General features: G+C 64.6%; 28 protein-coding genes, 4 tRNA genes and 1 pseudogene. 26 read left to right on the forward strand and 7 right to left on the reverse strand.

Going from position 1 to position 26,858, the window contains the following annotated elements; genetic code table 11:
• From BGO62_RS07430 to ccoS, 9 genes and pseudogenes are all read left to right on the forward strand, one after another.
• Positions 1-209 (forward strand): annotated as a pseudogene (locus tag BGO62_RS07430) (Rrf2 family transcriptional regulator); the annotation flags it as partial.
• The gene (locus tag BGO62_RS07435) at positions 206-799 is read left to right on the forward strand and encodes an SCO family protein (RefSeq protein WP_296640827.1); all 594 of its coding nucleotides are present in this window, start codon (positions 206-208) and stop codon (positions 797-799) included. The pseudogene BGO62_RS07430 and the gene BGO62_RS07435, both read left to right, overlap by 4 nt.
• Before the next feature lie 122 nt (positions 800-921).
• On the forward strand, positions 922-2,376 hold the full coding sequence (gene ccoN, locus BGO62_RS07440) for a cytochrome-c oxidase, cbb3-type subunit I (protein WP_296640829.1): 1,455 nt from the start codon (positions 922-924) through the stop codon (positions 2,374-2,376).
• Between the two features lie 17 nt (positions 2,377-2,393).
• Positions 2,394-3,140: a cytochrome-c oxidase, cbb3-type subunit II gene (gene ccoO, locus BGO62_RS07445; protein WP_296640831.1), complete on the forward strand. Its 747-nt coding sequence runs from the start codon at positions 2,394-2,396 to the stop codon at positions 3,138-3,140.
• Between the two features lie 24 nt (positions 3,141-3,164).
• Positions 3,165-3,350: a cbb3-type cytochrome c oxidase subunit 3 gene (locus BGO62_RS07450; protein WP_296640834.1), complete on the forward strand. Its 186-nt coding sequence runs from the start codon at positions 3,165-3,167 to the stop codon at positions 3,348-3,350.
• Positions 3,347-4,267, forward strand: a complete 921-nt coding sequence (gene ccoP, locus BGO62_RS07455) for a cytochrome-c oxidase, cbb3-type subunit III (RefSeq protein ID WP_296640836.1) — start codon at positions 3,347-3,349, stop codon at positions 4,265-4,267. Before BGO62_RS07450 ends, ccoP begins: the two co-directional genes overlap by 4 nt.
• 74 nt (positions 4,268-4,341) lie before the next feature.
• On the forward strand, positions 4,342-5,778 hold the full coding sequence (gene ccoG / locus BGO62_RS07460) for a cytochrome c oxidase accessory protein CcoG (RefSeq protein ID WP_296640839.1): 1,437 nt from the start codon (positions 4,342-4,344) through the stop codon (positions 5,776-5,778).
• On the forward strand, positions 5,775-6,551 hold the full coding sequence (locus tag BGO62_RS07465) for a FixH family protein (protein WP_296640842.1): 777 nt from the start codon (positions 5,775-5,777) through the stop codon (positions 6,549-6,551). Before ccoG ends, BGO62_RS07465 begins: the two co-directional genes overlap by 4 nt.
• On the forward strand, positions 6,548-6,772 hold the full coding sequence (gene ccoS, locus BGO62_RS07470; protein WP_018077045.1) for a cbb3-type cytochrome oxidase assembly protein CcoS: 225 nt from the start codon (positions 6,548-6,550) through the stop codon (positions 6,770-6,772). Before BGO62_RS07465 ends, ccoS begins: the two co-directional genes overlap by 4 nt.
• Positions 6,773-7,026: 254 nt before the next feature.
• On the opposite strand, the gene BGO62_RS07475 is transcribed toward ccoS, so the two are convergent.
• From BGO62_RS07475 to ftsY, 5 genes are all read right to left on the reverse strand, one after another.
• A complete protein-coding gene (locus tag BGO62_RS07475) occupies positions 7,027-7,800 on the reverse strand; it encodes a DUF3943 domain-containing protein (RefSeq protein WP_296640847.1) in 774 nt (257 codons plus the stop codon).
• A 352-nt stretch (positions 7,801-8,152) separates the two neighbouring features.
• Positions 8,153-8,998: an RNA polymerase sigma factor RpoH gene (gene rpoH / locus BGO62_RS07480; protein WP_296640848.1), complete on the reverse strand. Its 846-nt coding sequence runs from the start codon at positions 8,996-8,998 to the stop codon at positions 8,153-8,155.
• Between the two features lie 87 nt (positions 8,999-9,085).
• Complete coding sequence (ftsX, locus tag BGO62_RS07485) at positions 9,086-9,994, reverse strand: permease-like cell division protein FtsX (protein ID WP_296640850.1); 909 nt, start codon at positions 9,992-9,994, stop codon at positions 9,086-9,088.
• The gene (gene ftsE / locus BGO62_RS07490; RefSeq protein WP_296640853.1) at positions 9,991-10,653 is read right to left on the reverse strand and encodes a cell division ATP-binding protein FtsE; all 663 of its coding nucleotides are present in this window, start codon (positions 10,651-10,653) and stop codon (positions 9,991-9,993) included. The genes ftsX and ftsE overlap by 4 nt, the downstream gene beginning before the upstream one ends.
• Positions 10,650-11,672 (reverse strand): signal recognition particle-docking protein FtsY, encoded by a 1,023-nt coding sequence (gene ftsY, locus BGO62_RS07495; RefSeq protein ID WP_296640855.1) that lies wholly within the window; start codon positions 11,670-11,672, stop codon positions 10,650-10,652. Before ftsY ends, ftsE begins: the two co-directional genes overlap by 4 nt.
• A gap of 127 nt (positions 11,673-11,799) precedes the next feature.
• Between ftsY and BGO62_RS07500 the strand changes: the two genes are divergently transcribed.
• The 5 genes from BGO62_RS07500 to BGO62_RS07520 are packed head-to-tail and all read left to right on the forward strand — an operon-like array spanning position 11,800 to position 15,791.
• Positions 11,800-13,158, forward strand: coding sequence for a pitrilysin family protein (locus BGO62_RS07500; protein ID WP_296640887.1), 1,359 nt, complete (start codon positions 11,800-11,802; stop codon positions 13,156-13,158).
• A gap of 10 nt (positions 13,159-13,168) precedes the next feature.
• Positions 13,169-14,470, forward strand: coding sequence for a pitrilysin family protein (locus BGO62_RS07505; protein WP_296640858.1), 1,302 nt, complete (start codon positions 13,169-13,171; stop codon positions 14,468-14,470).
• On the forward strand, positions 14,460-15,035 hold the full coding sequence (rsmD, locus tag BGO62_RS07510) for a 16S rRNA (guanine(966)-N(2))-methyltransferase RsmD (protein ID WP_296640861.1): 576 nt from the start codon (positions 14,460-14,462) through the stop codon (positions 15,033-15,035). Before BGO62_RS07505 ends, rsmD begins: the two co-directional genes overlap by 11 nt.
• Positions 15,036-15,038: 3 nt before the next feature.
• Complete coding sequence (gene coaD, locus BGO62_RS07515) at positions 15,039-15,521, forward strand: pantetheine-phosphate adenylyltransferase (RefSeq protein WP_296640863.1); 483 nt, start codon at positions 15,039-15,041, stop codon at positions 15,519-15,521.
• Between the two features lie 18 nt (positions 15,522-15,539).
• Positions 15,540-15,791, forward strand: a complete 252-nt coding sequence (locus tag BGO62_RS07520; protein ID WP_018077055.1) for a YfhL family 4Fe-4S dicluster ferredoxin — start codon at positions 15,540-15,542, stop codon at positions 15,789-15,791.
• A gap of 4 nt (positions 15,792-15,795) precedes the next feature.
• Here the strand turns inward: BGO62_RS07520 and BGO62_RS07525 are convergent, their stop codons facing one another.
• Positions 15,796-17,760, reverse strand: coding sequence for a dynamin family protein (locus BGO62_RS07525; RefSeq protein ID WP_296640867.1), 1,965 nt, complete (start codon positions 17,758-17,760; stop codon positions 15,796-15,798).
• 76 nt (positions 17,761-17,836) lie between these two features.
• Entirely contained in the window at positions 17,837-18,649 is an 813-nt protein-coding gene (gene mutM / locus BGO62_RS07530; protein WP_296640869.1) for a bifunctional DNA-formamidopyrimidine glycosylase/DNA-(apurinic or apyrimidinic site) lyase, read from the reverse strand.
• A 356-nt stretch (positions 18,650-19,005) separates the two neighbouring features.
• Between mutM and BGO62_RS07535 the strand changes: the two genes are divergently transcribed.
• From BGO62_RS07535 to BGO62_RS07590, 12 genes are all read left to right on the forward strand, one after another.
• Positions 19,006-20,805, forward strand: coding sequence for a tetratricopeptide repeat protein (locus BGO62_RS07535; protein WP_296640871.1), 1,800 nt, complete (start codon positions 19,006-19,008; stop codon positions 20,803-20,805).
• Complete coding sequence (gene lolB, locus BGO62_RS07540) at positions 20,805-21,353, forward strand: lipoprotein insertase outer membrane protein LolB (RefSeq protein WP_296640873.1); 549 nt, start codon at positions 20,805-20,807, stop codon at positions 21,351-21,353. Before BGO62_RS07535 ends, lolB begins: the two co-directional genes overlap by 1 nt.
• Positions 21,350-22,186 carry a 4-(cytidine 5'-diphospho)-2-C-methyl-D-erythritol kinase gene (ispE, locus tag BGO62_RS07545; RefSeq protein WP_296640874.1) on the forward strand — a complete coding sequence of 279 codons (837 nt, stop codon included), beginning with the start codon at positions 21,350-21,352 and terminating at the stop codon, positions 22,184-22,186. Before lolB ends, ispE begins: the two co-directional genes overlap by 4 nt.
• Before the next feature lie 7 nt (positions 22,187-22,193).
• A tRNA-Gln gene (locus tag BGO62_RS07550) sits at positions 22,194-22,268 on the forward strand.
• Positions 22,269-22,340: 72 nt separating this feature from the next.
• Positions 22,341-23,291 (forward strand): ribose-phosphate pyrophosphokinase, encoded by a 951-nt coding sequence (locus BGO62_RS07555; protein ID WP_296640876.1) that lies wholly within the window; start codon positions 22,341-22,343, stop codon positions 23,289-23,291.
• Between the two features lie 95 nt (positions 23,292-23,386).
• Positions 23,387-23,995 (forward strand): 50S ribosomal protein L25/general stress protein Ctc, encoded by a 609-nt coding sequence (locus BGO62_RS07560; RefSeq protein WP_296640878.1) that lies wholly within the window; start codon positions 23,387-23,389, stop codon positions 23,993-23,995.
• Positions 23,996-24,052: 57 nt separating this feature from the next.
• Positions 24,053-24,649, forward strand: coding sequence for an aminoacyl-tRNA hydrolase (pth, locus tag BGO62_RS07565; protein ID WP_296640879.1), 597 nt, complete (start codon positions 24,053-24,055; stop codon positions 24,647-24,649).
• Complete coding sequence (gene ychF / locus BGO62_RS07570) at positions 24,646-25,737, forward strand: redox-regulated ATPase YchF (RefSeq protein WP_296640882.1); 1,092 nt, start codon at positions 24,646-24,648, stop codon at positions 25,735-25,737. Before pth ends, ychF begins: the two co-directional genes overlap by 4 nt.
• 71 nt (positions 25,738-25,808) lie before the next feature.
• Positions 25,809-25,893, forward strand: a tRNA-Tyr gene (locus BGO62_RS07575).
• Between the two features lie 83 nt (positions 25,894-25,976).
• Positions 25,977-26,050: transfer RNA gene (locus tag BGO62_RS07580), tRNA-Gly, on the forward strand.
• A 32-nt stretch (positions 26,051-26,082) separates the two neighbouring features.
• A tRNA-Thr gene (locus BGO62_RS07585) sits at positions 26,083-26,157 on the forward strand.
• A 116-nt stretch (positions 26,158-26,273) separates the two neighbouring features.
• Positions 26,274-26,858 (forward strand): GTP-binding protein (locus BGO62_RS07590; protein ID WP_296640885.1); only part of this gene is annotated, 585 nt, incomplete at its 3' end.

Genomic DNA, 26,858 nt, shown 5'->3' on the forward strand with positions numbered 1-26,858 from the left:
CGGCGTTTACCCAGAGTTGCCTGCTGGGGCTGAAGAAATGCAGCGACGAAACCGCCTGTCCGCTGCATTTCCGTTGGGTTCCGGTAAAGAAAAAAATCATCGACCTGCTGCAGGAGACGACACTGGAAAAACTGGCGAAGGCCGTTGAATCCGGCAAATACCGCCTGGCCGACGTTCCGGGGCAGCTGTTCGAGCAGATCAAGGCGTGACCGGCTGGCTGGCCGCAGCCGGCGTCGCGGCTGCGCTCGCACTGGCGGGCTGCCAGCCCGCCCCGCAACCCCCGACATTCCTGGCGACCGATATCACCGGTGCCGCCTTCGCGCGCGATTTCAGGCTGACCGACCACAATGGCAGGGTGCGCACGCTGGCGGATTTCAAGGGCAAGGCCGTAGCCATTTTCTTTGGCTATATCCACTGTCCGGATGTCTGCCCCACCACGCTGTCGGATTTTGCGGCCGCATTGCAGCAACTGGGGCAGCAGGCCGACCGGGTGCAGGTGATTTTCGTGACGGTGGACCCGCAGCGCGATACCCCGGACCTGCTGAAGCAGTTTGTGCCGGCCTTCAACCCGAGCTTTCTGGGCATGGTCGCCGACGCGGACACGCTGAGGCGGCTGGCGAAGGAATACAAGGTGGTCTATCAAAAAACCGCGGTCAAGGCGGCGGACGACTATTTGATCGACCACAGTGCCGGAACCTATGTCTATGATCCAAATGGGCGTTTGAGGCTGCTTGTGCCTTACGGAAGCAGCCCAGACGCGATCGCGCAAGACTTGAAGACGCTATTGGCCGCATCCTGAACAGGGTTTTTCAGCTTGCGGGCTGATGGCCCGGCGTCATATAATCCCGCAGTTTTTTAATATAAGCATATGCTGCTTGAGCGCGGCGATACGCGCTATTTCGGATACAACAGGAGCGGTCGATGGCGGTAACCACATATTCCGGTGCGGAGCAGTACAACTTTGATATCGTAAAGAAATTTTCCGTCATGTCGCTGGTCTGGGCAGTGATCGGCATGTTCGTGGGCGTGTATATCGCCTCCGAACTGGCTTGGCCGTTTCTGAATTTCGATAGCCCGTATTTCTCGTTCGGGCGCTTCCGTCCCGTCCACACCACCTCGGTGATTTTCGGTTTTGGCGGTTCGGCGCTGTTTGCCACCTCCTACTATGTCGTCCAGCGTACCTGCCAGACCCGGCTGATTTCGGACGGCATGGCCAGCTTCACCTTCTGGGGCTGGATGGCGGTGATCGTGCTGGCCGATATCAGCTACGTGCTGGGCTACACCCAGTCGCGCGAGTATGCCGAGATGGAGTGGCCGATCGACATCCTGATCGAACTCGTGTGGGTCACCTATCTGATCCTGTTCGTCGGCACCATCATGCGCCGCAAGCAGCCGCATATCTACGTCGCCAACTGGTTCTACCTGTCCTTCATCCTGGCGACCGCGCTGCTGCATACCTTCAACAACCTGGCCATGCCCATCGATCTGTTTTCGATGAAGTCCTACAGCCTGTTCTCCGGCACCCAGGACGCGATGACCCAGTGGTGGTACGGCCACAACGCGGTGGGCTTCTTCCTCACCGCCGCCTTCCTCGGCATGATGTACTACTTCGTGCCGAAGCAGGCCGGCCGCCCGATCTATTCCTATCGCCTGTCGATCGTCCACTTCTGGGCGCTCTCCTTCATGTACATGTGGGTGGGTGGCCACCACCTGCACTGGACCGCGCTGCCCGACTGGACGTCGTCGCTGGCCGCCGCTTTCTCCATCCTGCTGCTGATGCCCTCGTGGGGCGGCATGATCAACGGCATCATGACGCTGTCGGGTGCCTGGGACAAAATGCGCACCGACCCGGTGATGCGTTTCATGATCGTCGCCTTGTCGTTCTACGGCATGTCGACCTTCGAAGGCCCGATGATGTCGCTGAAAGAAGTCAACGCGCTGTCGCACTACACCGACTGGACCGTGGGCCACGTGCACTCCGGCGCGCTGGGCTGGGTGGCGATGATCTCCTTCGGCTCGCTGTATCACATGATGCCCAAGCTGTGGGGTACCACGGTTTACAGCCGCAAGCTGGTCGAGTGGCACTTCTGGCTGGCCACCATCGGCATCGTGCTGTACATCGTCGCGATGTGGATTTCCGGCATCACCCAGGGCCTGATGTGGCGCGCGTTCGACGAGTTCGGCAACCTGCAGTACTCGTTCGCGGAATCCGTCGCGGCCATGATGCCCTTCTACGCAATGCGCGCCATCGGCGGCATGTTCTTCCTCACCGGGGCCGTGCTGATGACGTACAACATGTTCATGACCATCCGCCAGGGCAAGCGCGAAAGCGCTGCGCTGGACGCCAAGCTGGCCGCCAAGATGGCACATGCATGAATCAGGGAAGATAAAACATGAACTTCAACTTCAAACACGAATGGATTGAAACCAACATCGGCCTGATGGCCGTGTTGACCATGCTGGCGATCAGCGTCGGCGGCCTGGTGGAAATTGCGCCGCTGTTCTTCATCGACAAGACCATTGAAAAGGTCGAGGGCGTGCGTCCGTACACGCCGCTGGAACAGCGCGGCCGCGACATCTACCAGCGCGAGGGCTGCTATACCTGCCATTCGCAGATGGTTCGCCCGTTCCGCGACGAAAAGCTGCGTTACGGCCATTATTCGCTGGCGGCGGAATCGCAATACGACCACCCCTTCCAGTGGGGTTCCAAGCGCACCGGCCCGGACTTGGCGCGGGTGGGGGGCAAGTATTCCAACGAGTGGCACGTGCAGCACCTGGTCGCGCCGCGCTCGATGGTGCCCGAGTCGGTGATGCCGAATTACCCCTGGCTGCTGACGACCAAGCTGGATATTTCCGACACGGCGGCCCGCATGAAGGCGCTGCGCAAGGTCGGCGTGCCGTATTCGCTGTCGCAGGCCGAGTACGACGCCAACGTGACCAAGTTCGGCGAAACCGTCGCCAAACAGCTGCACATTCCCGATGCGCAGAAGAACCTGGTCGAGCAGGCCAACTTCGGCAACTACGACGGCGACCGTTCCGGTATTTCCGAGATGGACGCCCTGGTGGCCTATCTGCAAGTGCTGGGCACCATGGTCGATTTCAGCAAATACAGCGACGACGCATTCGTCGATGTTCGCTGATCGAACGCAGCCAGGGATATTCAGATGGAATGGCTGATGTGGTTTTCCAAACCCGAAAACACCAAGCCTTTGGCCCTGATTATTTTTTTCGTTACCTTTATCGGCATCGTGATCTACGTCTACGGTAGCAAAAAGCGGAGCAAGCGACTCGAGTCGTACCGCGACATCCCGTTTCTGGACGATCAGGAAGGCACGAAGGACAAGCAATGAGCGAGCAAAAACTACAATCTCAAACTGTGCAAACCACCGGCCACGCCTGGGACGGGGATCTGCAGGAATACAACAATCCGCTGCCGGTGTGGTGGGTCTACACCTTCTACGCCACGGTGATCTTTGCCATCATCTACTGGACCATCTATCCGTCGTGGCCGATCGGTAAAGGCTGGATTGGCGGGGCTTCGGATATCACCTACGTCAACAGCGCAGGCGAAACCAAGACGCACAGCTGGAACACCCGCGCGCTGCTGCTGGAAGACCTGAACCAGGCGGCGGCCGAACAGAAGCCCTATTTCGACAAGGTGTCGGCGATGTCGTACGCGCAGATCGCCAAGGACCCGGAAATGAACGGCTTCATCCTGTCCGCGGGCAAGGCGCTGTTTGCCGACAACTGTGCGCCCTGCCACCAGGCCGGCGGCCAGGGCGTGGCCGGTTTCTTTCCCAACCTGACCGATGATGACTGGCTGTACGGCGGCTCGTACGACAGGATTCACGAAACGCTGATGGTTGGCCGCCGCGGCTACATGCCGGCATTCAACGAAGTGCTCGCCGGCGAGCAGATCGACCAGCTGGCGAACTATGTCGCCAAGCTGTCCGGCATCGGGCACGACGCCACCAAGGCGGCTGCCGGCGACGCGCTGTTCCACAGCGAGACTGCCGCCTGCTATTACTGCCACAGCAGCGATGGCAAGGGTCGCAAGGACATCGGCGCGCCCAACCTGACCGACAACATCTGGCTGTGGGCCAACGTGCCGGCAACCGACGCTGCCGAGGGCAAGGTCGCGGCCATTCGCAGCGTCATCGCCAATGGCCTGAACAAAGGCGTGATGCCCGCATGGGCCGGCCGCCTTTCGCCCGAACAAATCAAGGTTCTGACGGTCTATGTTCATGAACTGGGCGGCGGGCAGTAAGGCCGTCGACTGAGGAAATAAGCAAAGCCCCCGTTCACGGGGGCTTTTGTTTCTCGTATATCCACTTTCGCACCATGCAGACAGGCCTAGAAGACCAACTCGGACTCTATCAGAAGCGCATCCCCATCTTCACCCGTTCGGTGAAGGGGCGTTTCCGACGTTTCAAAACGTCGGTGCTGGTGCTCGCCTACGCGATCTATTTCCTGTTGCCGTGGCTGCCGTGGTCGCGGCTGGATGCGCCCGCCCAGGCGGTATTGTTCGATCTTCCAGGGCGCCGGTTTCTGATCTTCGGGCTGACGGTTTATCCGCAGGACGTCATCTGGCTGGCGCTATTGCTGTTCATCGCCGCCATCCTGCTGTTCTTCGTCACCGGCTTGGTCGGACGCGCGTTTTGCGGCTACTTCTGCTTCCAGACCCTGTGGACCGATTTCTTCATCTGGATCGAGCACGCGATCCAGGGCGAGCGGCCGGCGCGGGTGCGTCTCTATCGCCAGCCGTGGAATCGCGAAAAAGTACTCAAGATCGGTGGCACCCATGCCTTGTGGCTGCTGGCGTCGTTCTGGACCGGCCTGACCTTTGTCGCCTATTTTGCCTATGCGCCGCAGCTGGTGGCGGCGTTCTTCACCGGCCAGGCCGCCGCAGCCGCCTACATCACGGTCAGCATCCTCACCCTGTCCACTTACGCCGCCGCCGGCCTGATGCGCGAGCAGATCTGCACCTATGTCTGCCCGTATGGGCGTTTCCAGAGCGTGATGTACGAACCGGAAACGCTGGCCGTTCATTACGATGCCAAACGGGGCGAAGCCGTGCATGGGCGGGCGGCCGCGCGCGCCGGCCAGCGTACCCTGGCCGAACGGCACGACAAGGGGCTGGGAGACTGCGTCGACTGCGGTCTGTGCGTCCAGGTCTGCCCGGCCGGCATCGATATCCGCGATGGCCTGCAATACAAATGCATCTCGTGCGGGCTGTGCATCGACGCCTGCAACACCATCATGGATTCGTTCAGTTTTCCGCGCGGCCTCATCCGCTACGACTCGGAAAAGAACCTCGCCGCGGCAACGCCGGCTCCGCCCAGGGTGCAGTGGAAGCGCCTGAAAACGATAGGCTACGGGGCGGCGCTGATCCTGATGAGCGCCTATCTCGTCTACAGCATCGGCACCCGGGGCAGCTTCGACCGTACCGTCAACCAGATCCGCCAGCCGCTCTACGTGGTGCTGTCGAACGGCGACATCCGCAACCGTTACCAGATCCGCATCACCAACAAGGCGGCGCAGGAGCAAACCTACCAGATCAGCGTACGCGGGATTCCGGTAGACGCGCTCGATCTCGGCAATTTCCGCGAAATCACCGTCAAGCCTGGCCACAGCGGACTGGTGCAGGCCAGCGTGCGGCTGTCTCCTGCGCAGGCGGCACAGACGCAAGGTTTTGAAATGATCATCACGCCGCGCGGCAAGGCCGGCGAAGCGCGCAGCGAAGCCGTCCGTTTCGACAGCCCGGGGAAGCGTCCATGAACACAATGACCACACTGTTTGGCGGCTTGGCGGCGGTGTTCGTCCTGTACGTCGCCGCGGGCGCGGTGCGCAGCCTGTCGCCGATGTTGCGCGCCGCGCTGGCAGGGCTCATTCCGCTGGTCACGTATTTCGCGCTTATCGTGGGCCATTGGCCGGGACTGGATGTGGTGGCCATACACATCTCGGTTTTCCTCGCCGCGGCGCTGGTTCTGTTCGCCCTGACCCAGTTCCGCAGGCGCGACGCCGGGCGCATGCACTGGGCTCCCAAATTGCTGACCGCTTTTTTCATCGGCCTGGTGCTGATCAATGCCTCCCTGCTTTACATCGCAAACAAGGGCCTGCCCGAACCCATCGCACGCTGGTGGCTGGGGGGCGACGGCAATGCGGTCTACAGCGGGTTTTCCGGCGTGGTCGCACATGGCCAGGGCGCGGCCAAGGCGGTGTCGTCGGTGCTGAGCGAAGCGCACCGCGAGTCGCAACTCGGCTGGCAAGTCGAGATGAGCGGACTGGACAGCCCTGGCAACACGCGTCCGCTACAGGTCCGGGTGCGGGACCGCACCGGGCTGCCGGTCGATCGCGTGGAGGCCGAATTACGCTTGTCGCGGCCGGGCGCTGCAGCGCCCACGCTGATCCTGCCCATGAGCAGCGTCGAGGCGGGGGGGTATGTCGGGGCGCTGAAGGTGCCCGCCGCAGGCCGCTGGCTGGTTGAGCTACGGCTGTTGCGGGATGGCGAGGTGCATTACCACGGCACCCAGGAGCTGGTCGTGCCATGAGCGGCATCCTGGGGTTTCTGTTTCTGCTGTCGGGGGTGTTCGTGCTGCTGATCATCGTGGGGGTGTTCTGGTCGATCAAAAGCGGCCAGTTCGACGATCTGGAAGGGCCGGCCGAACGCATCCTGATGGACGACGACGATCCTTTGCTGCCGACCCGCCGCCTGGGCGGCAAGGACGACGACCCAAGCGGGCACCAGCAGTACCCAAACGGGCACAAGTAAATTAAAATCGATCAACTTTCAATGGAGTACGCGCAATGAAACAGTTTCTGACTTTTCAGAGTTTTCCCATGGTGGTGGTGGTGGCACTGATCGTTTGGTCGTGGATCAGCATTCTTTCCGTGGTGATCGGTTCGCTGTTCTGAATTGATCCGCAAAACAAAAAGCCCCGCTGTTGCGGGGCTTTTTGTTTTGCGGGGTGAGTGCGGGTTTCCGCACAGGCTCCGGTCCAAGCGCAACCCGCAGCCCCTGTCCGGCTACCAGTCGGCGCTAAATTGCAGGCCCCACGCAGTACTGCGCAAATTGGCTCGCGTAGCCAAGGGTGCGTCGCCGACGCCTGCGGCCAGTGCGGGCATGCGCTGGCCGATGGGCTGCAAGCGCAATGTCGTTTTCACCCCCAGCAACCGGTCTGTTTCCGCATTCAGCACACCCAGCGGATCGGTGACGAACAAGACGGTCTTGTCCGCCCAGTCGAGTTTTCCGGGTTTGGCGCGGATGCGTTGGCGTAGCGGGGAAAAAACATATTCGCCGATGAGCGAGCCGACCACCGGCGTCACTACCAGATCCTGGATGGATACGGGTTCGGCCAGCGCTTCGGCGCCATACTCCCAGATTGTCGATAGCAGCGCGGAATACAGGAAAGCCTGGGCCCGTTCCAAACCGCGTTCCCGCGCCTGGATGTAATAAGCGCCGCCCCAGTAAGGATGCAGGACGTAATTGATCCACCAGCGGTCGGTGTCCCACACCGGTTCGCTGACATTGTTGCGCCACTTGCTGAAACTGTAGTTCTGTTTCGCTTCGCTATCCCAGCCAGAAATGCTCTCCGGCGCCAGGTACAGCACGGCCAGGCCGGCAAATTGGTAACCGAGAAAATAGGCGGCATCGCGGCTGACGCCCCGCCAGTCGGGTTGGGCGTCCAGCGGCCTGCGCCAGCGGTATCCGTCGGGCTGGGCTGCCGGGTCTTCCTGTGCTGTCGGATCGGGGCTGCCGGCGGGCGCGTCCTGCGACGCCGCCAGCAGCGCGGGGCGCATCCATGCCGTGGCGGCAAATGCGGCCGGTTCGGATGCCATTGAGCCGCCCGCTGCGGACAGGCCGGCAGCGAAGCCGAGGCAAGCGCAGAGCAGGCGGCGGATACCCGCTTGTCCGGCCCCGCTTCGCGCGACACGCCGGCGCACTGCGGATATTCCGGCGCGGGCGCCCGGATGAGCGGAACCGGCCAGGTGATGTGTGGGCACTGTCAGCATGGAGGTAAATCCGCTCCGAGGATTGTGCGGAATCGAACCGGGCGGAACCGGTCGCAGCGCCGAAGAAGGGCGGCAGCCAAAGACCCCCGTCGCGTATTCCGCGCCCTTGCAAGATGGCCGAAGGGGGCCGGAAACCGAATCAGGCGGGGATCGTAGCGCGCATTTTTTGCAGGGCGCGTGCCTCGATCTGGCGTATGCGCTCGGCCGATACGCCGTATTCGGCGGCGAGTTCGTGCAGGGTCGCAGCTGCGCCCTCGGTCAGCCAGCGCGCTTCGATAATGCGGCGGCTGCGTTCGTCCAGGTTCTCCAGCGCGGTGGCCAGACCGCTATGGCGCAGGCGTTCGGTCTGCTCGCGCTCCAGCAGCTGCGCCGGGTTTTCGTCCGGACTTGCTAGATGCGCCAGCGGGTTGTAACCCTCTTCGCCGTCGTCCACCATCGGGTCGATCGACACATCGTGTCCCGACAGGCGGGTTTCCATCTCCAGCACGTCCTTGCGGCTGACGTTGAGTTCGCGCGCCATGGCGTCGGCTTCATGCGTCGTCAGGGCTTTCAGCGAGTGTTTCAGGCTGCGCAGGTTGAAAAACAGTTTGCGCTGCGGCTTGGTGGTCGCCACTTTGACCAGCCGCCAGTTTTTCAGCACGTATTCGTGGATTTCGGCGCGGATCCAGTGCAACGCAAACGACACCAGGCGCACGCCGCGATCGGGGTCGAAGCGCTTCACCGCCTTCATCAGGCCGACATTGCCTTCCTGGATGAGGTCGGCATGCGGCAGGCCATAGCCCAGATAATGCCGCGCCACGCTGACCACCACACGCAGATGGGAAACCACCAACTGGCGCGCCGCATCGACGTCCTGCTTGTCGTGCCAGGCACGCGCCAGACGCTGCTCGTCTTCCAGGCTGAGCATGGGATAGCGGTTGACCGTCTGGATGTAGCTATCCAGGCTGTAGGCTGCGGGTATGGGTAAAGCGATCGTTTGGCTCATGGTTGCGAATACTCCCTTGCAAATGATTCTAGCACTCACGGCATAAGAGTGCTAAGAGAGCGGAGGGTTCCGCAAAAGGCAATGAAATCAGCGTGTCGCCATGCCCTGGCGGAGCGTGCGCCGCACCGTGAGCCAGGCGCCAAGCCAGCCGAACAGGGTGGTCAGCCCCAGCACAACGGCAATTTCGGCCTCCGTCGGCGGCAGCAGCTGAAAAGTCGAACCGTACAAGCCCGCCAGCCGTTCGATGGGCGCGTGCAGCACCCAGCCCGCCAGCGCCAGCACTCCGCCCGCCGCCAGTCCACCCAGCAGGCCTTGCAGCGCCCCGAGGTAAAGGAAGGGGCGGCGAATGTAGCGGTCGGTGGCGCCGATCAGGCGGCTGACCTGGATTTCGTCGCGGCGCGCCAGAACCAGCGCGCGGATGGCGTTGCCCGAGATGGCGATGAGCGCGATGGCAAACAGTCCGGTTAGCAGCCACACGCCGGTGCGCCCGATGGCGAGCGCGGCCTGCAGGCGCTCGGCCCACTGGCTGTCGAGGTGGGTTTCCGCCACCCCCGGCAGCCTGGCCAGATCGGCCGCCACCCGCGCCAGTTCCTCGCGCGAGCTTGCCTGGGAGCGCACCACCCAGGCGTCCGGCAGGGGGTTCTGCGTCAGGCCGGCGGCGATGTCGGCCAGATCCTGCGCCGCACTGAGCGCGGCCAGCGCCTCCTCCTTGGGCACATAACGGGCCTGCGCGATATCCGGCTGCTGCAGCCGCGCGGCGATGGCCTGCTTGTGCGCGGCCGACGCATCGGCGTCGAGGAACACGCTGATTTCCGGCTGCGCCGGCAGGTCGCCCGCCAGCCGGCCGAGATTGCCGAGCGCCAGATACAGCCCGCTGGGCAGGCTGATCGCCACGCCCATCGCCAGTGCGGTGAGCAGGGTGGCGACCGGCTGGACGCGCAGGCGGTACAAGGCGGCGGTCAGCGCGTGCCTCTGATGGCGCAGCCAGCCGATCATGCTGTCACCTCCGCGACCTTGCCGTGATCCAGGTGCAGCGTGCGGCCGCCCAGCGCGGTAATGGCGCGCTCGTCGTGGGTGGCGATCACCAGCGTGGTGCCGACCTGATGGAAGTCGCGGAACATCGCCATGATGTCGGCGGCATAGCCGGCATCGAGGTTGCCGGTGGGTTCGTCAGCCAGCAGCAGGGCGGGGCGGCTCACCAGCGCGCGGGCGATGCACAGGCGCTGCTGTTCGCCGCCCGAAAGGCTGATCGGGTTGGCCTTCTCGCGATTCAACAGGCCGACCTTGTCGATCACCGCGCGCGCGCGCTTGAGCGACTCGCGGCGGTCGAAACCGGCGATGTCGAGCGGCAGCATCACGTTGTCGATCACGTTGCGGTCGAACAGCAGCTTGTGATCCTGGAACACCAGGCCGATGTTGCGGCGCAGGTACGGCACGGCACGCTGCGACAGGCGGTTGATGTTCTGGCCGCTGACCGACACCAGCCCGCTGGTGGGGCGCTCGATGGCGGCGATGAGCTTCAGCAGGGTGCTCTTGCCGGCGCCGGAATGCCCGGTCAGGAAAACCAGCTCGCCTTGCTCGATGGCGAGATCGACGCCGGACAGGGCCTCATGCCCGCCGGGGTAGCGCTTGGTGACCTGGCTGAAGCCGATCATGCGGCGAATACCGCCTCGACGAACTCGCGCGCGTCGAACGGCCGCAGGTCGTCCACGCTTTCGCCTACGCCGATGTAGCGCACCGGGATCGGCTGTGCCGGGCCTGAGCGGGCCTGGGCGATGGCGGCGATGGCGCCGCCCTTGGCGGTGCCGTCGAGCTTGGTGAGGACGAGGCCGGTGACGCCGAGCGCATCGTCGAATGCCTTGACCTGCGCCACCGCGTTCTGCCCGGTGTTGGCGTCGAGCACCAGCAGCACTTCGTGCGGTGCGCCGGGAGCGGCTTTTTCGATCACCCGCTTGACCTTCCTGATCTCTTCCATCAGGTGCAGCTGGGTCGGCAGACGGCCGGCGGTGTCGGCCAGCACCACGTCGATGCTGCGCGCCCGTGCGGCCTGGATGGCGTCGAAGATCACCGCCGCGGAATCGCCTTTTTCCTGGCTCACCACGGTGACGTTGTTGCGCTCGCCCCAGACCTGCAGCTGCTCGCGCGCCGCGGCGCGGAAGGTATCGCCCGCCGCCAGCAGCACCGACAGGCCCTGCGCCTGGTACAGCTTGGCGAGCTTGCCGATGGTGGTGGTCTTGCCGGCGCCGTTGACGCCGGCCAGCATGAGGATGAAGGGCTTGTGCGGGGTGACGTCGAGCGGCGCCTGCAGCGGGGTCAGCAGGTCGACCAGTGCCTGCTTCAACGCGGCCTGTAGGTCGGAGGCCTCGGTCAGCCCCTCGCGCCGCACCTTCTTCTGCAGGGTGTCGAGCAGCGCCTGGGTCGCATCGACGCCGACATCGGCGGTGATGAGGATGGTTTCGAGTTCCTCGAACAGTTCGGCGTCGATCTTGCGCCCGACACCGAACAGGCCGGAAAGCTGGCCGCCCAGCCGGTCGCGGGTTTTGGCGAGCCCCTGCTTCAGTCGCTGCGCCCAGCCCGGGCGCGGCTCGGCCGGCTGCGGGGCGGCGGCTTCGGCCGGCGCGTCGGGGACAGCCGGTTCGGCGGCAGGGGATTTGGACTTGAAGAAACTAAACACGGATAAAGGCGGTCAGCACAGCAGTTTGACGGACGCGGTATCTTATCATTCAGGCAGTCGACTCCACACGGCTTCGGCCAGCAGTGGGTCGGCAGCCTTGGAATGCATTCAATCAGAGGTGAACGAGATGATCGGCATGCGGGGAATGTTGCTGGCGCTGCTGGTGGGCAGCGCACAGGCGGCGGTGACGGATGTCACGCTGGACAACGGGTTGCGGGTGATCGTGCAGGAAGACCACCGCGCACCGGTGATGGTGTCCCAGGTGTGGTATCGCGCGGGATCGCTGGACGAATTCAACGGCACCACCGGCGTGGCGCACGTGCTCGAACACATGATGTTCAAGGGCACGCAGACGGTGCCGCCGGGCGAGTTCTCCAAGCGCATCGCCGCGGCCGGCGGCCGTGAAAACGCCTTTACCAGCCGCGACCACACGGCCTATTTCCAGCAGATGCAGAAAGACCGGCTGGCGCTGTCGATGCAGCTGGAGGCCGACCGCATGGCCAACCTCGTCATCAGCGACGCGCTGTTCGCCAAGGAAATCCAGGTGGTGATGGAAGAGCGCCGGCTGCGCACCGACGACCAGCCGCAGTCGGTGGTGTACGAGCGCCTGATGGCGACGGCCTACCAGGCCCATCCCTACCGCCGCCCCATCATCGGCTGGATGGATGATCTCTCGAACATGACCGCGCAGGATGCGCGCGACTGGTATGCGCGCTGGTATGCGCCTAACAACGCCACGCTGGTGGTGGCGGGCGATGTCAAGGCCGACGAGGTGATCGAACTGGCCAGGCGCCATTTCGGCGCGCTGCCGGCGCGCGCGCTGCCGCCGCGCAAGCCGCAGGACGAGCCGGCGCAGCTTGGCGAGAAGCGCATCGTGGTCAAGGCGCCGGCGCAGCTGCCCTATCTGCTGATGGCCTGGCATGCGCCCACGCTCAAGGACTGGGAACAGGATACCGCGCCGTACGCGCTGCAGATTCTCGCGGGCGTGCTCTCCGGCAACGATTCGGCACGGCTGCAAAAATCGCTGGTCAAGACCCGGCAGATCGCGGTGAACGCGAGCGCGGGCTACGACGCCGTGGCACGCGGGCCGGGCATGTTCATGATCGATGCGACACCGGCGCCGGGCAAATCGGTGGCGGCGCTGGAAAAGGCCATTCGCGAGGAAGTGCGGCGCATCCAGCGCGACGGCATCGACCAGGCGGAACTCGCGCGGGTCAAGGCGCAGGTCATCGCGGCCGACGTCTACCAGCGCGATTCGCTGTTTTATCAGGCCATGCAACTGGGCGAATACGCGACCGCCGGCCTGCCGCCCGAGGCGCTGGCGCGCCGGGTCGACAAGTTGCGTGCGGTGACCGCCCAGGAGGTGCAGGCCGCCGCCCGGCAGTGGCTGCAGGACGACCGGCTGAGCGTGGCCGAGCTCGATCCGCAGCCCCTCCAGGCCAAGGCGCAGCGCGCCGCCGTGTCGGGAGTGCGCCATGTCAATTAAAGCCGTGTCAATGCAACGCTTCTTTTTTGCCCTGCTGCTGAGCCTGCCGCTGTCGGCGCAGGCCGCGCTGGCCATCCAGCACTGGCAAACGCCGCAGGGCGCGCGGGTGATCTTCGTCGAAAGCCACGAGCTGCCGATGCTCGATATTTCGGTGGATTTCCCCGCCGGCAGTGCGCGCGATCCCGCCGGCAAGGCAGGGCTTGCCCATCTGACGCACGGGCTGCTCGATCAGGGCGCGGGCGGCCTTTCCGACACCGCCATCGCCCATCGCCTGGCCGATGTCGGGGCCGTGTTGGCGGGGAATTTCGACCGCGACCGTGCCGGCGTCACGCTGCGCACCCTGTCGTCCGCCACCGAAAAGGCGGCCGCGCTCGAGGTGCTGGCGCGCGTGCTGCAACGGCCCGATTTTCCGCAGGCGGTGATCAAGCGCGAGAAACAGCGCCTGATAGCCGCCATCCGCGAAGCCGAGGCCGATCCCGGCACGGTCGCCGGGAAGGCGTTTTATCGGGCGCTCTACGGCACGCACCCTTACGCGCACGACGAGGCGGGCGACCCTGCCGCCATTGCGCGGCTGACGCGGGGCGACCTGCAGGCGTTTTACCGCGCGCATTACAGTGCGCCCAACGCCGTGATTTCGCTGGTCGGCGACATTCCCCGCGCCGAGGCCGAGGCCATCGCCGCGCGCCTGGCCGCCGGCTTGTCCACGGCCGCAGCGGTGCCGCCGTTGTCCCGCCCCGCCCCTGCCGCAGCATCGGCCACGCGCATTGCCCATCCCTCCACGCAAAGCCATGTGCTGGTGGGGGCGGTGGGCATGGCACGCAACGACCCCGATTTCTTTCCGCTGTTCGTCGGCAATTATGTGCTGGGCGGCGGCGGCTTCGATTCGCGGCTGATGCGCGAGGTGCGCGACAAGCGCGGCTACGCCTACAGCGCCTACAGCTATTTCATGCCGATGGTCGAGGCCGGACCGTTCCAGCTCGGCCTGCAGACCAAGCTGGAGCAAACCGACGACGCGCTCAAGGTGGCGCAGGCGACGCTGCGGCAGTTCATCGCCGACGGCCCCAGCGAGGCTGAACTCGAGCAGGCCAAATCCAACCTCACCGGCGGGTTCCCACTGCGCTTGGACAGCAACAGGAAAATCCTCGATTACCTGGCGGTGATCGGCTTTTACCGGCTGCCGCTGGATTATCTCGATACCTGGGTCGCCAAAGTCGAGGCGGTCGACGTGGCGGCGGTGAAACAGGCGTTTGCCCGCCGCATCGACCCCGACAGGCTGGTGACCGTGGTGGTGGGGGCCGGCAGTGCGCGCTAAGCGCGCGCCGCCGCAGCGGGCGCACGGCGCGCCCAACCGCGTGCGCATCATCGGCGGGCAATACCGCCGGCGGCTGCTGGAGTTTCCCGACGGCGCCGGCTTGCGCCCGACCCCCGACCGCGTGCGCGAGACGCTGTTCAACTGGCTGGGGCAGGATCTGCCCGGCTGGGTTTGCCTGGACCTGTTTGCCGGCAGCGGCGCGCTGGGTTTCGAGGCGGCTTCGCGCGGAGCGGGGCGCGTCGTCATGATCGAGCGCGATCCCAAGGCGATCGGCGCGCTGGAAAAAAACCGCGCCACGCTGGGCGCCGGCCAGGTCGACATCCTGCGGGCCGATGCGCTGGCCTGGCTGGCGAACAGCCGCGAAACCTTCGACCTGATTTTCGTCGATCCGCCGTTCGACAGCGGACTGGCCGGGACGCTGCTCGCCGAGCTGGCGCGCCATCTCGAATCAGGCGGCCAGGCGTATATCGAGCAGGCTGCTCCGGTGGTCGCGCCGGCGGGGCTGATCATCCACCGCAGCGGGCGCGCGGGGCGCTCGCATTTTGCGCTTCTCGTCAAGGAATAAGCGATGCTGACCGCTGTCTATCCCGGTACTTTCGATCCCATCACACGCGGCCATGAAGACCTGGTGCGGCGTGCGGTGCGACTGTTCGACCATGTCGTCGTCGCGGTGGCCGAATCGCGCAACAAACGGCCTTTTTTCAGCATGGAGGAACGGGTGGCGATGACGCGCGACGTGCTGGCCGACGTGCCGCAGGTGCGGGTGGAAGGGTTTTCCGGCCTGCTGATCGACTTTGTCGCCGAACAGGGGGCGATCGCTGTGCTGCGGGGATTGCGCGCGGCGTCCGATTTCGAATACGAATTCCAGCTGGCGGGAATGAACCGCAATCTCAAGCCCGATATCGAAACGCTGTTTCTCACGCCGTCGGATCAATACATGTTCATTTCCGCCAGCATGATCCGCGAGATCGCGCAGCTGGGCGGCGACGTGGCGCCCTTTGTCCATCCATTGGTGGCGCAGCGATTAAGTGAGAAAATAATTAATAACTGATATGACCCGGAGAACGCCATGTCGATGATGATCACGGACGAATGCATCAATTGCGACGTCTGCCTGCCCGAATGCCCCAACGAAGCCATTTCCCAGGGCGATGAGATCTACATCATCGACCCCAACAAGTGCACCGAGTGCGTCGGCCACTTCGATACCCCGCAATGCGTGGAGGTGTGCCCGGTCGACTGCATTCCGCTGAATCCGGATTACCCTGAAACGCGCGAGCAATTGCAGGAGAAGTTCCTGCGCCTGACCGCCGGCAAGTAGGCGCTCAGGCCATTCTGGCCAGCTGCGCCTCGCCCAGTTCGCCGGCCAGGGCATCGGCGATGCGCATGTTGATGCGTGCCAGATGCTCCAGTTGATCGCTCGCGGTTCCGCTTGAGGCTTCCAGTTCGGCGATGCGTTCGTCCAGCGTTTCGGTCGCGGCATGAATGCGGCTGACGCTGTCCAGCCGGCGCTTCAGCTGGATATTGTGTTCCCGCACCTGGGTTTCCATCGGTGCGATCAGCGCCTTCAGCCAGGCTTCGGTTTCGCCGTTGGCCAGCTCGAACACCTCGACCACCTTGCTGGCGAGCGTCTCGAAAAAGCGCGTGGTCAGCTGGCTCTGGCCCACGGTCAGCATCTTGAACACGGTGTTGAAGCGCTCGTCGAAAATGCGCTCCAGCCGCGCCATTTCCTTGCGGTATTTGCGCAGGCTGTGGTCGGGCGGGTTGACCGCCGCCAGCCCGTGTTCGTCGCTGAATTTCTGGTACATCGCCGTCATCATGGCGCGGATTTCCTGAATCAGCGCGGCAGAGGCATCCAGATTGCCGTCCACCTGGCGGAAGAAGCGCCCCATCGCGTCGAGCAGGCCGGTGCTGAAGCGGCTTTTCTCCATCGCCTCCCGGGCGAGGCGCACCTCGCCGTTCAGCGTCCGCATGCCCAGCCGCTGGCGCAGCGCGTCGACCTGCGAGGCGAACACATTGCGCAGCGCGTTGAACTGCTGCAGGCCATGCTCGAACTGCTGCTTGTCCTCGTTGGCCTTGACCATCATGTGCTGGATGACGTCGCGGTTCTTGCCGCGCAGCCCCCGCAATTCCTCGACCTGATCCTGGATGCCGGCGAGCCGCGTCTCCAGGAGCTCGGTGGCTTTGAGCACAACGTCCTCCACCACCGCCTGGGCCGATTCGCTGACCAGCGCCTGCTTGCAGGGGAGCAGTTCCTGGGTCAGGGCCGCCTCCAGGTCGGGCAGCCGGCTTTTCGCCAGCAGGGCCGCATCGCCGCGCACCTTGGCGACCAGCGCCTTGTGCGCCGACACCGGGTAAACCTGGGCGGCCGGCAGGTCGAGCAGCGCAGCGCTGCTGGCCACCTGCTTGGCGATTTCGGCGTCGATTTCGGACGGCGTCCTGAGTTCGTCCCACAGCCCGTCGATCTTGTTCAACACCACCAGCCGGGCGCGGCTGGCGGCCTGCGTCGGCGCGATGTGCTGGCGCCAGATTTCGATGTCCGATTTGGTGACCCCGGTGTCGGCGGCCAGCAGGAACAGCACCGCATGGGCGTTGGGCAGCAGGTTGAGCGTCAATTCCGGCTCGGTGCCGATGGCGTTGAGCCCCGGCGTGTCGAGAATGACCAGGCCCTGCTTCAGCAACGGATGCGGAAAATTGATCAGCGCGTGGCGCCAGCGCGGAATCGCGATGCTGCCGTCGCGCGCCAGGTTGCGCGCGGCTTCCTCGTCCAGAGGGTTGAGCAGGCCGTAGGCTTCGGCGGTGGCCGCGTCGACGTCGACGGTGTCGGCCAGCCGCATCAGCGTCGCGCTCATCTCATCGGCGGAATCGAGATTGAGCGGAAACTCGGTCCAGGCGGCAGCGTCGCGCTTGAAGTCGCCGATGCCGCCCGCGCGGGTTTTGGTGTCGATCGGCAACAGCCGCAGCGACGGGCGCTGGGTGGGGGTGTAATACAGTTCGGTGGGACACATGGTGGTGCGCCCGGCGGACGACGGCAGCACGCGCTGGCGGTAATCCGAAAAGAATATCGCGTTGATCAGTTCGGACTTGCCGCGCGAAAACTCGGCGACGAAGGCCACGTTCAGCGTGTCTTCCTGCAGGCGGCCCAGCAACTGGCCAAGCCGCATCCCGGATTCGGCGTCGCCGAGCTGCTGCGTGTCGAGCCAGTCGCGCAGCGCTTCGATGCGCACGTACACGGCGTCGCGCCAGGCGCTGTAACGCTCGAATTCGTCAACCAGGGCGGTCGGTTTCATGCGGGGGATCACCGGGTAAGGCACAGTCGGTTAGCGGCATGTTGATGGCAAACTTGACCGCTGCGGCAGGGGCGGCTCAATGCTGGCAGCCGGGACAGTAGAAACTCGCACGCTGGCCCTGCACGATGCGGCGTATCGGGGTGGCGCAGACCCTGCATGGCTGGCCCGCGCGGTCGTAGACCCGTGTTTGCAGCTGGAAATAGCCGAGTTCGCCGCTGCTGTGGACGTAATCGCGCAGCGAACTGCCGCCCGCGGCGATGGCCGCCGTCAGCACCTGCTTGATCGCCGCCGCCAGCCGCGCGCAGGCGGGGCGGCTGAGGCGGCGCGCGGCGGTGGCGGGGCGGATGCCGGCGTGAAACAGCGACTCGGACGCGTAGATGTTGCCGACGCCGACCACCACCTGGGCATCCATGATGACCTGCTTGATGGCGGTGCCGCGGCGCCGGCACTGCGCGTGCAGGTAGGCCGCGTCGAACGCCGGGGTGAGCGGTTCCGGCCCCAGATGAGCCAGCAGCGGATGCCGTGCCGCGTCGTGGGTCCACAGCACCGCGCCGAAGCGGCGCGGGTCGCGCAGCCGCAGCGTGGTGCCGTCGTCGAACAGCCAGTCGACATGGTCGTGCAGGGCGGCGGGCTCGCCGGGCTCGGCAAAGCGCAGGCTGCCCGACATGCCCAGATGCACGATCTGGGTGGCCGCGCCAAAGTCGAACAGCAGGTATTTGCCGCGCCGCTCGATCTGTCTGAGCATCAGCCCTGCCAGCCGCGTTTCCAGATCGTCCGGTATCGGCCAGCGCAGGCGTGGATTGCGTATCGCGATGCGCGCGAGCGTACGGCCCTGCAGACGCGGCAACAGTCCCTGGCGGGTGGTTTCGACTTCGGGCAATTCGGGCATGGCGCGATCGGGATCGAGTGCGGCGTGGCGGTAAACAGGGCGCCGACACAATGTCGGCGCCATTCATGAAGCGGGTCCGCAAGGCGGGGCGAACCGGACCCCCGTATTTTAGGGGTTGTTAACGCTAATTTCACGCCTGCGGCGGGACCGGTCGGGATGCCGCCGCGAAATTGGTGTTGACAGGCCCCGCCGATGCGCGTCCATTCCCGCCGTGCCCGGCTATTGAACAGGCGCATTTCCCCGGCGCCGCCGCGAAGCCGGTCGGGCTTCATCGGGTGCCGGTTCAAGTGAACCTTGCTTGCGGGCAGGCCTCGAAAGCTTAGAATCGTGACAGCAACTCCACCAAGGCGACGTACATGACCCACCTCAAAGTTCTCCCCCTCTGCGCAGCGCTGGCGCTCGCGGCCGCGTGCAGCCAGCCCGGCGTCAAGGCGTCGCAGCCTGCGGTGGCGGAAACGCAGGCTGCGCCGGCTGTCGTGGCGGAAGCGCAGGCGCAGCAGCCTGCCGCGACAGTGGGCGAGGCGGTTTCCGACCCCGCCGCTGAGGCGGCCGCCAAGGCGCAGGCTGCGCTGCCCAGGCAGCCGCTCACCCCCGAAATCCTGTTCAAGTTTCTGGTGGCCGAGGTGGCGGGGCAGCGGGGTGCGATCGGTGTTGCCAACTCGACTTATCTCGATCTGGCGCGGCAGACGCGCGATCCGCGCATAGCCCGCCGGGCAACGGAAGTCGCGATGTTTGCGCGCGACCAGGCGGGGGCACTGGAGGCCAGCCGGCTGTGGGAGGCGACGGAACAGGGCTCGGAGCGCGCACAGCAGACCCTGGCGGCCTTGTTGCTGGGCGAGGGCCGCTTCGGCGAGGCCGAACCGATGCTGCAAGCTCTTCTGAAACAGGACGCGGCCAACGGTTTTCTGCATCTGTCTGCGCTGATGGGCAAGCAGCGCGACACCCAGGCCGCGCTGCAGTTGGTCGAACGGCTGGCTGCGGATTATCCGCAATTGCCGGAAGCGCGTTTTGCGGTCGCGCAGGCCGCAGCCGCTGCCGGCCGCCCTGACGCGGCCGTCGCGGCCTTGCAGCAGGCCGACAGCCTGCGCCCTGGGTGGGAGCCTGCGGCGCTGCTGCGCGTGCAGATACTGGGCGGAACTTCACGCGCCGCTGCGCTGGCCTTCATGCGCGATTTCCTGGCGGCCCATGCGAGTGCACGCGAAGTGCGGCTGACCTATGCACGCACCCTGGTCAATGCCGGCCAGTTCGCCGAAGCGCGCGTCGAATTCACCCGTCTGACGGCCGATTTCCCGCGCAATGCCGAAGTGAGCCTGGCCGCGGGCTTGCTGTCCATGCAAATGGGCGATTTCGACGCGGCGCGCGACTTGCTGACGCAGACCCTGGAATACAACCCGCGCGACCCGGATGCCGTGCGCTACTACCAGGGGCAACTGGCCGAGCAAATGAAACAGCCCGAGACGGCGGCCGCCTACTATGCCGAGGTCAAGGCGGGCAATTATCTGGTTCCCGCGCGTGTGCGCCAGGCTGCGCTGCTGGCGCGGGCGGGCCGGCTTGATGCCGCGCGGGCGCTGCTGGCCGCCACGCAGGGTGAAAACGACGCGCAAAATGTGCGCTTGATCCAGGCGCAGGCCGAACTGCTGCGCGACAGCAAGGCGCATGCGGCGGGTTTCGACATGCTGTCGGAGGGGCTCAAGCGTTATCCCGATTCGGCGGATTTGCTGTACGACCGCGCCATGGCTGCGGAAAAGCTCGGCAAGCTGGACGTGCTGGAAGCAGACCTGCGCCGCGTGATCACCCTGCGCCCCGGCGACGCCCAGGCTTACAACGCGCTGGGCTACACGCTGGCCGACCGCACCGGCCGTCTTGCCGAAGCGGTCGTCCTGCTCGACAAGGCGCTGGCACTGGCTCCGGAAGACCCCTTCATCCTGGATAGCGTGGGCTGGGCACAATACCGTTCGGGCAATCTGGCGCGTGCGCAGGAATACCTTGAACGCGCCTACAAGGCGCGCCCCGACCCCGAAATCGCCGCCCACCTGGGCGAGGTGCTATGGGCGCGCGGACAGCGCGACGAAGCCGGCAAGCTGTGGCAGACCAGCCTGCAAACCCATCCGCAGAACGAAGTGCTGCTGGAAACCCTGCGCCGGTTGAAGCCCTGATGAGACTCTTGATGGCGGTGTTGCTGCTGGCGCTGGCGGCCGGCTGCGCGTCCGTGCCGCCCACCGTTCCCGCTGTAGCCACCCCCGCCGCCAACTGGATACTGCAGGGGCGCATCGGCGTCCAGGCCGGGGAGCAGAGCCTGTCGGGGAATATCCGCTGGCAGCATCGCGTAGAAACGGATGAGGTATTGGTGACTTCGCCGCTGGGGCAGGGCGTGGCGCGCATCGTTCGCAACGCCGATGGGGTGACGCTTGAAGCGCCGAATCGGCCGCCGCGCCGCGCACCCGACGCCGAATCCCTGACGCGCGAGGCGCTCGGTTATGCGCTGCCGGTGGCGGGCCTGGCATGGTGGGTACAGGCGCGCCCCGACCCCGAGCGCGGCTTCGAGGCCACGCATGACGGCAGCGGACGCGTCGTGCAGCTCAAGCAGGATGGCTGGGTGATCGATTACCTGCAATACGCCGCCGATGCGCGTCCGCGCAAGCTGGTGGTGGCGCGCGAGGGGCTGGAAATCCGCCTGGTGGCGGACAGCTGGCAAGCCGAATGAGCCACGCCTACCCCGCTCCCGCCAAGCTCAACCTGTTCCTGCACGTCGTCGGCCGGCGCGCCGATGGCTACCACCTGCTGCAAAGCGTGTTTCGTCTGATCGACCGTGCCGACACCGTGCATCTTGAATTGCGCGGCGACGGCCGCGTGGTGCGCGAAGACGAACTGCCCGGGGTGCCCGAAGACCGCGACCTGAGCGTGCGTGCGGCGCGCCTGCTGCAGGCGCATGCACCGGCAGGCGCCGGAGTGAGCATTCGCCTCGACAAGGTGCTGCCGATGGGAGGCGGACTCGGTGGCGGCAGCTCCGACGCGGCCACCGTGCTGCTCGCCCTGAACCGCCTGTGGCAGGTCAATCTGCCGCGTGAAGCCCTGCAAAAGCTGGCGCTGCAACTGGGCGCCGACGTCCCGGTCTTCGTGTTCGGCCAGACCGCGTTTGCCGAGGGTGTGGGCGAAATCCTGCAGCCGGTGAGTGCGCCGCCGGCATGGTATGTGGTGCTGACGCCACCCGTGCAGGTGCCGACCGCTGCAATTTTTGCAGCGCCGGAATTGACACGCAACACGCCACCCCTCAAAATAGCGCCCTTTTCCGCAGGCATGGGTCGTAACGACCTGCAGCCCGTGGTCGTCAGGTGCTATCCCGAAGTCGCCCGTCATCTCGAATGGCTGGCGCAATTCGGCGAAGCACGGATGACTGGCTCCGGCGCCTGCGTGTTTGCATCGTTTGGAACGCAAGACGCGGCGCGCGACGTGCTGCGCCAGCTGCCCGAAACGATGCAGGGTTTTGTGGCGCAGGGGTTGGACAGGCATCCGCTGGTCGACTGTTGTGCCGAGTAGTACCCATTGGGGAGTCGCCAAGTGGTAAGGCATCGGATTTTGATTCCGACATTCGCAGGTTCGATCCCTGCCTCCCCAGCCAGTTAAGCGAACAGCCGCCAGTGGCGGCTGTTTTTTGTTGTTGTGTCGGACCAGCCAAACGCCGGAGACTCGCGTGTCCATAGACAACCTGATGGTGTTCAGCGGGAATGCCAACCCACGTTTAGCCAGCGATGTGGTGCGTCATCTCAACATCCATCTCGGGCGCGCCACGGTGTCGCGTTTCTCCGATGGCGAGGTGATGGTCGAAATCCTCGAGAACGTGCGCGGCAAGGATGTGTTCGTGTTGCAGTCGACCTGCCAGCCGACCAACGATACGCTGATGGAGGTGATGGTGATGGTCGATGCGCTGAAGCGCGCTTCGGCCGGGCGCATCACCGCGGCGATCCCGTATTACGGCTACGCACGGCAGGATCGGCGCACCCGGTCGGCGCGGGTGGCGATCACCGCCAAGGTGGTGGCCAACATGCTGCAGGGCGCGGGGGTCGACCGGGTGTTGACGATGGACCTGCACTCCGACCAGATCCAGGGCTTCTTCGACATCCCGGTCGACAACATCTATTCCAGCCCGATCCTCTTGGGCGACATCTGGAAGCGTAACCATCCGGACCTGGTGGTGGTGTCGCCGGACGTCGGCGGCGTGGTGCGGGCGCGGGCGATTGCCAAGCGGCTGGAATGCGATCTGGCGATCATCGACAAGCGCCGTCCGAAACCGAATGTGGCGAAGGTGATGCACATCATCGGCGACGTCAAGGACCGCACCTGCATCATCATGGATGACATGGTCGATACGGCCAACACCCTGTGCGAGGCGGCCACCGCGTTGAAGGAGCACGGCGCGAAAAAGGTCATGGCGTATTGCACCCATGCCGTGCTGTCCGGCAGCGCCGCCGAACGCGTGACGAATTCCGCGCTCGACGAGCTGGTGGTGACCGATACTATTCCGCTGCGCGACGACGCGCGCGCATGCAAGAAAATCCGGCAGTTGTCGGTGGCTGAACTGCTGGCGGAAACCATCCGCCGCATCAGCAACGAGGATTCCGTCAGTTCGCTCTTCATCGAGTAGGACTGGTTGAATGCCCCTGGTCGCGGGGGCTTTTGGCATGCATTGGCCATTTTCGGCGATGCATCGTTTAAGCGGTTAAAAATTGGAGAAACACTATGAATATCGAAGTCATCGCCGCCAAGCGTGAACTGCAAGGTACGGGTGCGAGCCGCCGTCTGCGTCACGCGGGCAAGGTTCCCGGCATCGTCTACGGTGGCGCCGCCGCCCCGGTGCAGATCGAGCTGGACCACAATGCGCTGTACCACGCGTTGCGCAAGGAAGCCTTCCATGCCTCCGTGCTGACCCTGAATGTCGACGGCGCCAAGGAAACCGTGCTGCTGCGCGACACCCAGTGGCACCCCTACAAGCAGCAGGTGCTGCACGTCGACTTCCAGCGCGTCGACAAGGATCACAAGATCCACGTCAAGGTGCCGCTGCACTTCCTCAATGCCGACGTGGCGCCGGGCGTCAAGACCGGCGGCGGCAAGCCTCACCACATCGTGAACGAACTCGACGTGCAGTGCCTGCCCGGCAGCCTGCCCGAGTTCATCGAGGTGGACATGGGCAAGCTCGAAGTCGGTCATTCCATTCACGCGAACGACCTGGCGCTGCCCGCAGGCGTCGATCTGGTCGCTCACGTCAAGGCGGAAAACCCCGCCCTGGCGTCGATCAATGCGCCCAAGGGCGGTGCTGCCGAAGAAGCGCCGGCTGCTCCTGCGGCGTAATCGGGTTGCGCAATCCCCGGGTGTTTTTGGTCGGCTGGATTGCGCATCGCGAGCGGCATGGCAGCGCCCCGCCTGATTGTCGGCCTCGGTAACCCGGGGCGCGACTACGAAGAAACCCGGCACAATGCCGGGTTTTGGTTTTGCGCGCGTCTTGCGCAGGTGTGGGGCGCGCCGCTGGCGCATGAGTCGCGCTTCCACGGCGCCGTCGGGCGCAATGCCCGAGGCACCTGGATGCTGCTGCCGCAGACCTTCATGAACCGTTCGGGGCAGGCGGTCGGCGCGCTCGCGCGTTTTCATCGCATCGCCCCGGCCGAAATTCTGGTGGTGCACGACGAGCTCGACATCCCGCCCGGCCAGCTGCGCCTCAAGTTCGGCGGCGGCATGGGCGGGCACAACGGCTTGAAAGACATCACCGCGCACCTGGGGACGCAGGACTACTGGCGGTTGCGTATCGGCATCGGCCATCCCGGCGACCGCAGTGAGGTCGTGAATTACGTCCTGAAACCGCCGCGCCGCGAGGAGCAGTTCGAGATCGACGCGGCGATCGAGCGTGCGATCGACCTCGTGCCGCTGATCGAACAGGGCGAGTGGAACGCGGCGACCCAGCGCGCCAACACCAACCCGTCAGCCAAACCCAAACAGGAAACGCCATGAGCCTCAAATGCGGTATCGTCGGATTGCCCAACGTCGGCAAATCCACGCTTTTCAATGCCTTGACCCAGGCGGGCATCGCAGCGGAAAACTACCCTTTCTGCACCATCGAGCCGAACACCGGTGTGGTCGAAGTGCCCGATCCGCGCCTGGCGGCGCTGGCGCAGATCATTAATCCGCAAAAAATCGTTCCGGCCATTGTCGAGTTCGTGGATATTGCCGGCCTGGTCGCGGGGGCATCCAAAGGCGAGGGGCTGGGCAATCAGTTCCTGGCCAACATCCGCGAAACGGACGCGATCTGTCACGTGGTGCGCTGCTTCCACGACGAAAACGTGATCCATGTCGCCGGCAAGGTCGACCCGCTGTCCGATGTCGAGACCATCGCCACCGAGTTGGCGCTTGCCGATCTGGCGAGCGCCGAAAAAGCGCTGGCCCGCTTCGAGAAACCCGCCCGGGCCGGTGACAAGGATGCGCAGAAAATGGTTGCCGCCCTGAAGCCCGTGGTTGCCACCCTGAACGAAGGCCGCCCGGCCCGCGCCGCCGGACTGGATGCGGAGGGGCTGGCGGCGATCAAGTCGTTGTGCCTGATGACGGTGAAGCCCACGCTGTATGTCGCCAATGTGGACGAGGATGGTTTTCACGACAACCCCATGCTCGATGCCCTGCGCGCGTTTGCCGAAAAAGAAGGCGCACCGGTAGTGCCGGTTTGCGCGGCGCTGGAGGCCGAACTGCAGGAATTGTCGCCGGAGGAGCGTGCGGAATACCTGAAGGAGCTCGGCTGGAATGAGCCGGGGCTGAATCGGCTGATTCGCGCCGCCTACGACTTGCTCGGTCTGCAGACCTATTTCACCGCCGGGGTGAAGGAGGTGCGCGCCTGGACCATCCGCAAGGGCGACACCGCGCCGCAGGCGGCGGGCGTCATCCATACCGACTTCGAGCGTGGCTTCATTCGCGCGCAGACCATCTCGTTCGAGGATTTCATCGCCTGCAAGGGCGAGCAGGGCGCCAAGGAAGCCGGCAAGATGCGCGCCGAGGGCAAGGAGTATGTCGTCAAGGACGGGGATGTCCTGAATTTCCTGTTCAATGTGTAAAGCCGCTAATTTTCCCGTCAGGGTGTTTGACAGCGGATTCTGAAAGCCCCTATAATCTCGCGCTTCGTTTGGGTGGGGTTCCCGAGCGGTCAAAGGGATCAGACTGTAAATCTGACGGCTCTGCCTTCGAAGGTTCGAATCCTTCCCCCACCACCAGATTTTTGCAGTAGGAGCAGGGCGAAGCGGGAGGAGCGTGATTGCTGGCGCTTTGGCGGCTTTACAGTCACGGCCCACCCCATGCGGGTGTAGCTCAATGGTAGAGCTGAAGCCTTCCAAGCTTAAGACGAGGGTTCGATTCCCTTCACCCGCTCCAGTTTTTATGGGCTTATTTGTGGTAAGTCCGAAGCCCATGTAGCTCAGTGGCAGAGCACTCCCTTGGTAAGGGAGAGGTCGGCAGTTCAATCCTGCCCATGGGCACCAGTTTTTTGGGTGTCCGTCAAGATAGCGGGCGGCGCGCCAGTGTTTGAGAAGCGGTTGTCGGGATGTTGATCGTGGTTGACCGCATCGTTCTTGTGCAAATTTGAGGGGTACTTGAAATGGCTAAGGAAAAATTCGAGCGGACCAAGCCGCACGTAAACGTAGGCACGATTGGACACGTTGACCACGGCAAGACCACCTTGACCGCGGCGATCACCACCATTCTGTCGAAGAAGTTTGGCGGTGCTGCCAAGAAGTACGACGAGATCGACAACTCGCCCGAAGAGAAGGCGCGCGGCATCACCATCAACACCTCCCACGTCGAGTACGAGACCGCAAAGCGTCACTACGCCCACGTTGACTGCCCGGGCCACGCCGACTACGTCAAGAACATGATCACCGGCGCCGCGCAGATGGACGGCGCCGTCCTGGTCGTGTCCTCCGCCGACGGCCCCATGCCGCAGACCCGCGAGCACATCCTCCTGGCCCGCCAGGTCGGCGTGCCCTACATCATCGTCTACATGAACAAGGCCGACATGGTCGACGACGCCGAGCTGCTCGAGCTCGTCGAAATGGAAATCCGCGAACTGCTGTCCAAGTACGACTTCCCGGGCGACGACACCCCCATCATCGTCGGTTCCGCGCTGAAAGCCCTAGAGGGCGACCAGAGCGACATCGGCGAGCCCAGCATCATGAAGCTGGCC

It is taken from the genome of Thiobacillus sp. 65-1402 (genome assembly GCF_001897685.1).
Lineage (GTDB): Bacteria > Pseudomonadota > Gammaproteobacteria > Burkholderiales > Thiobacillaceae > Thiobacillus.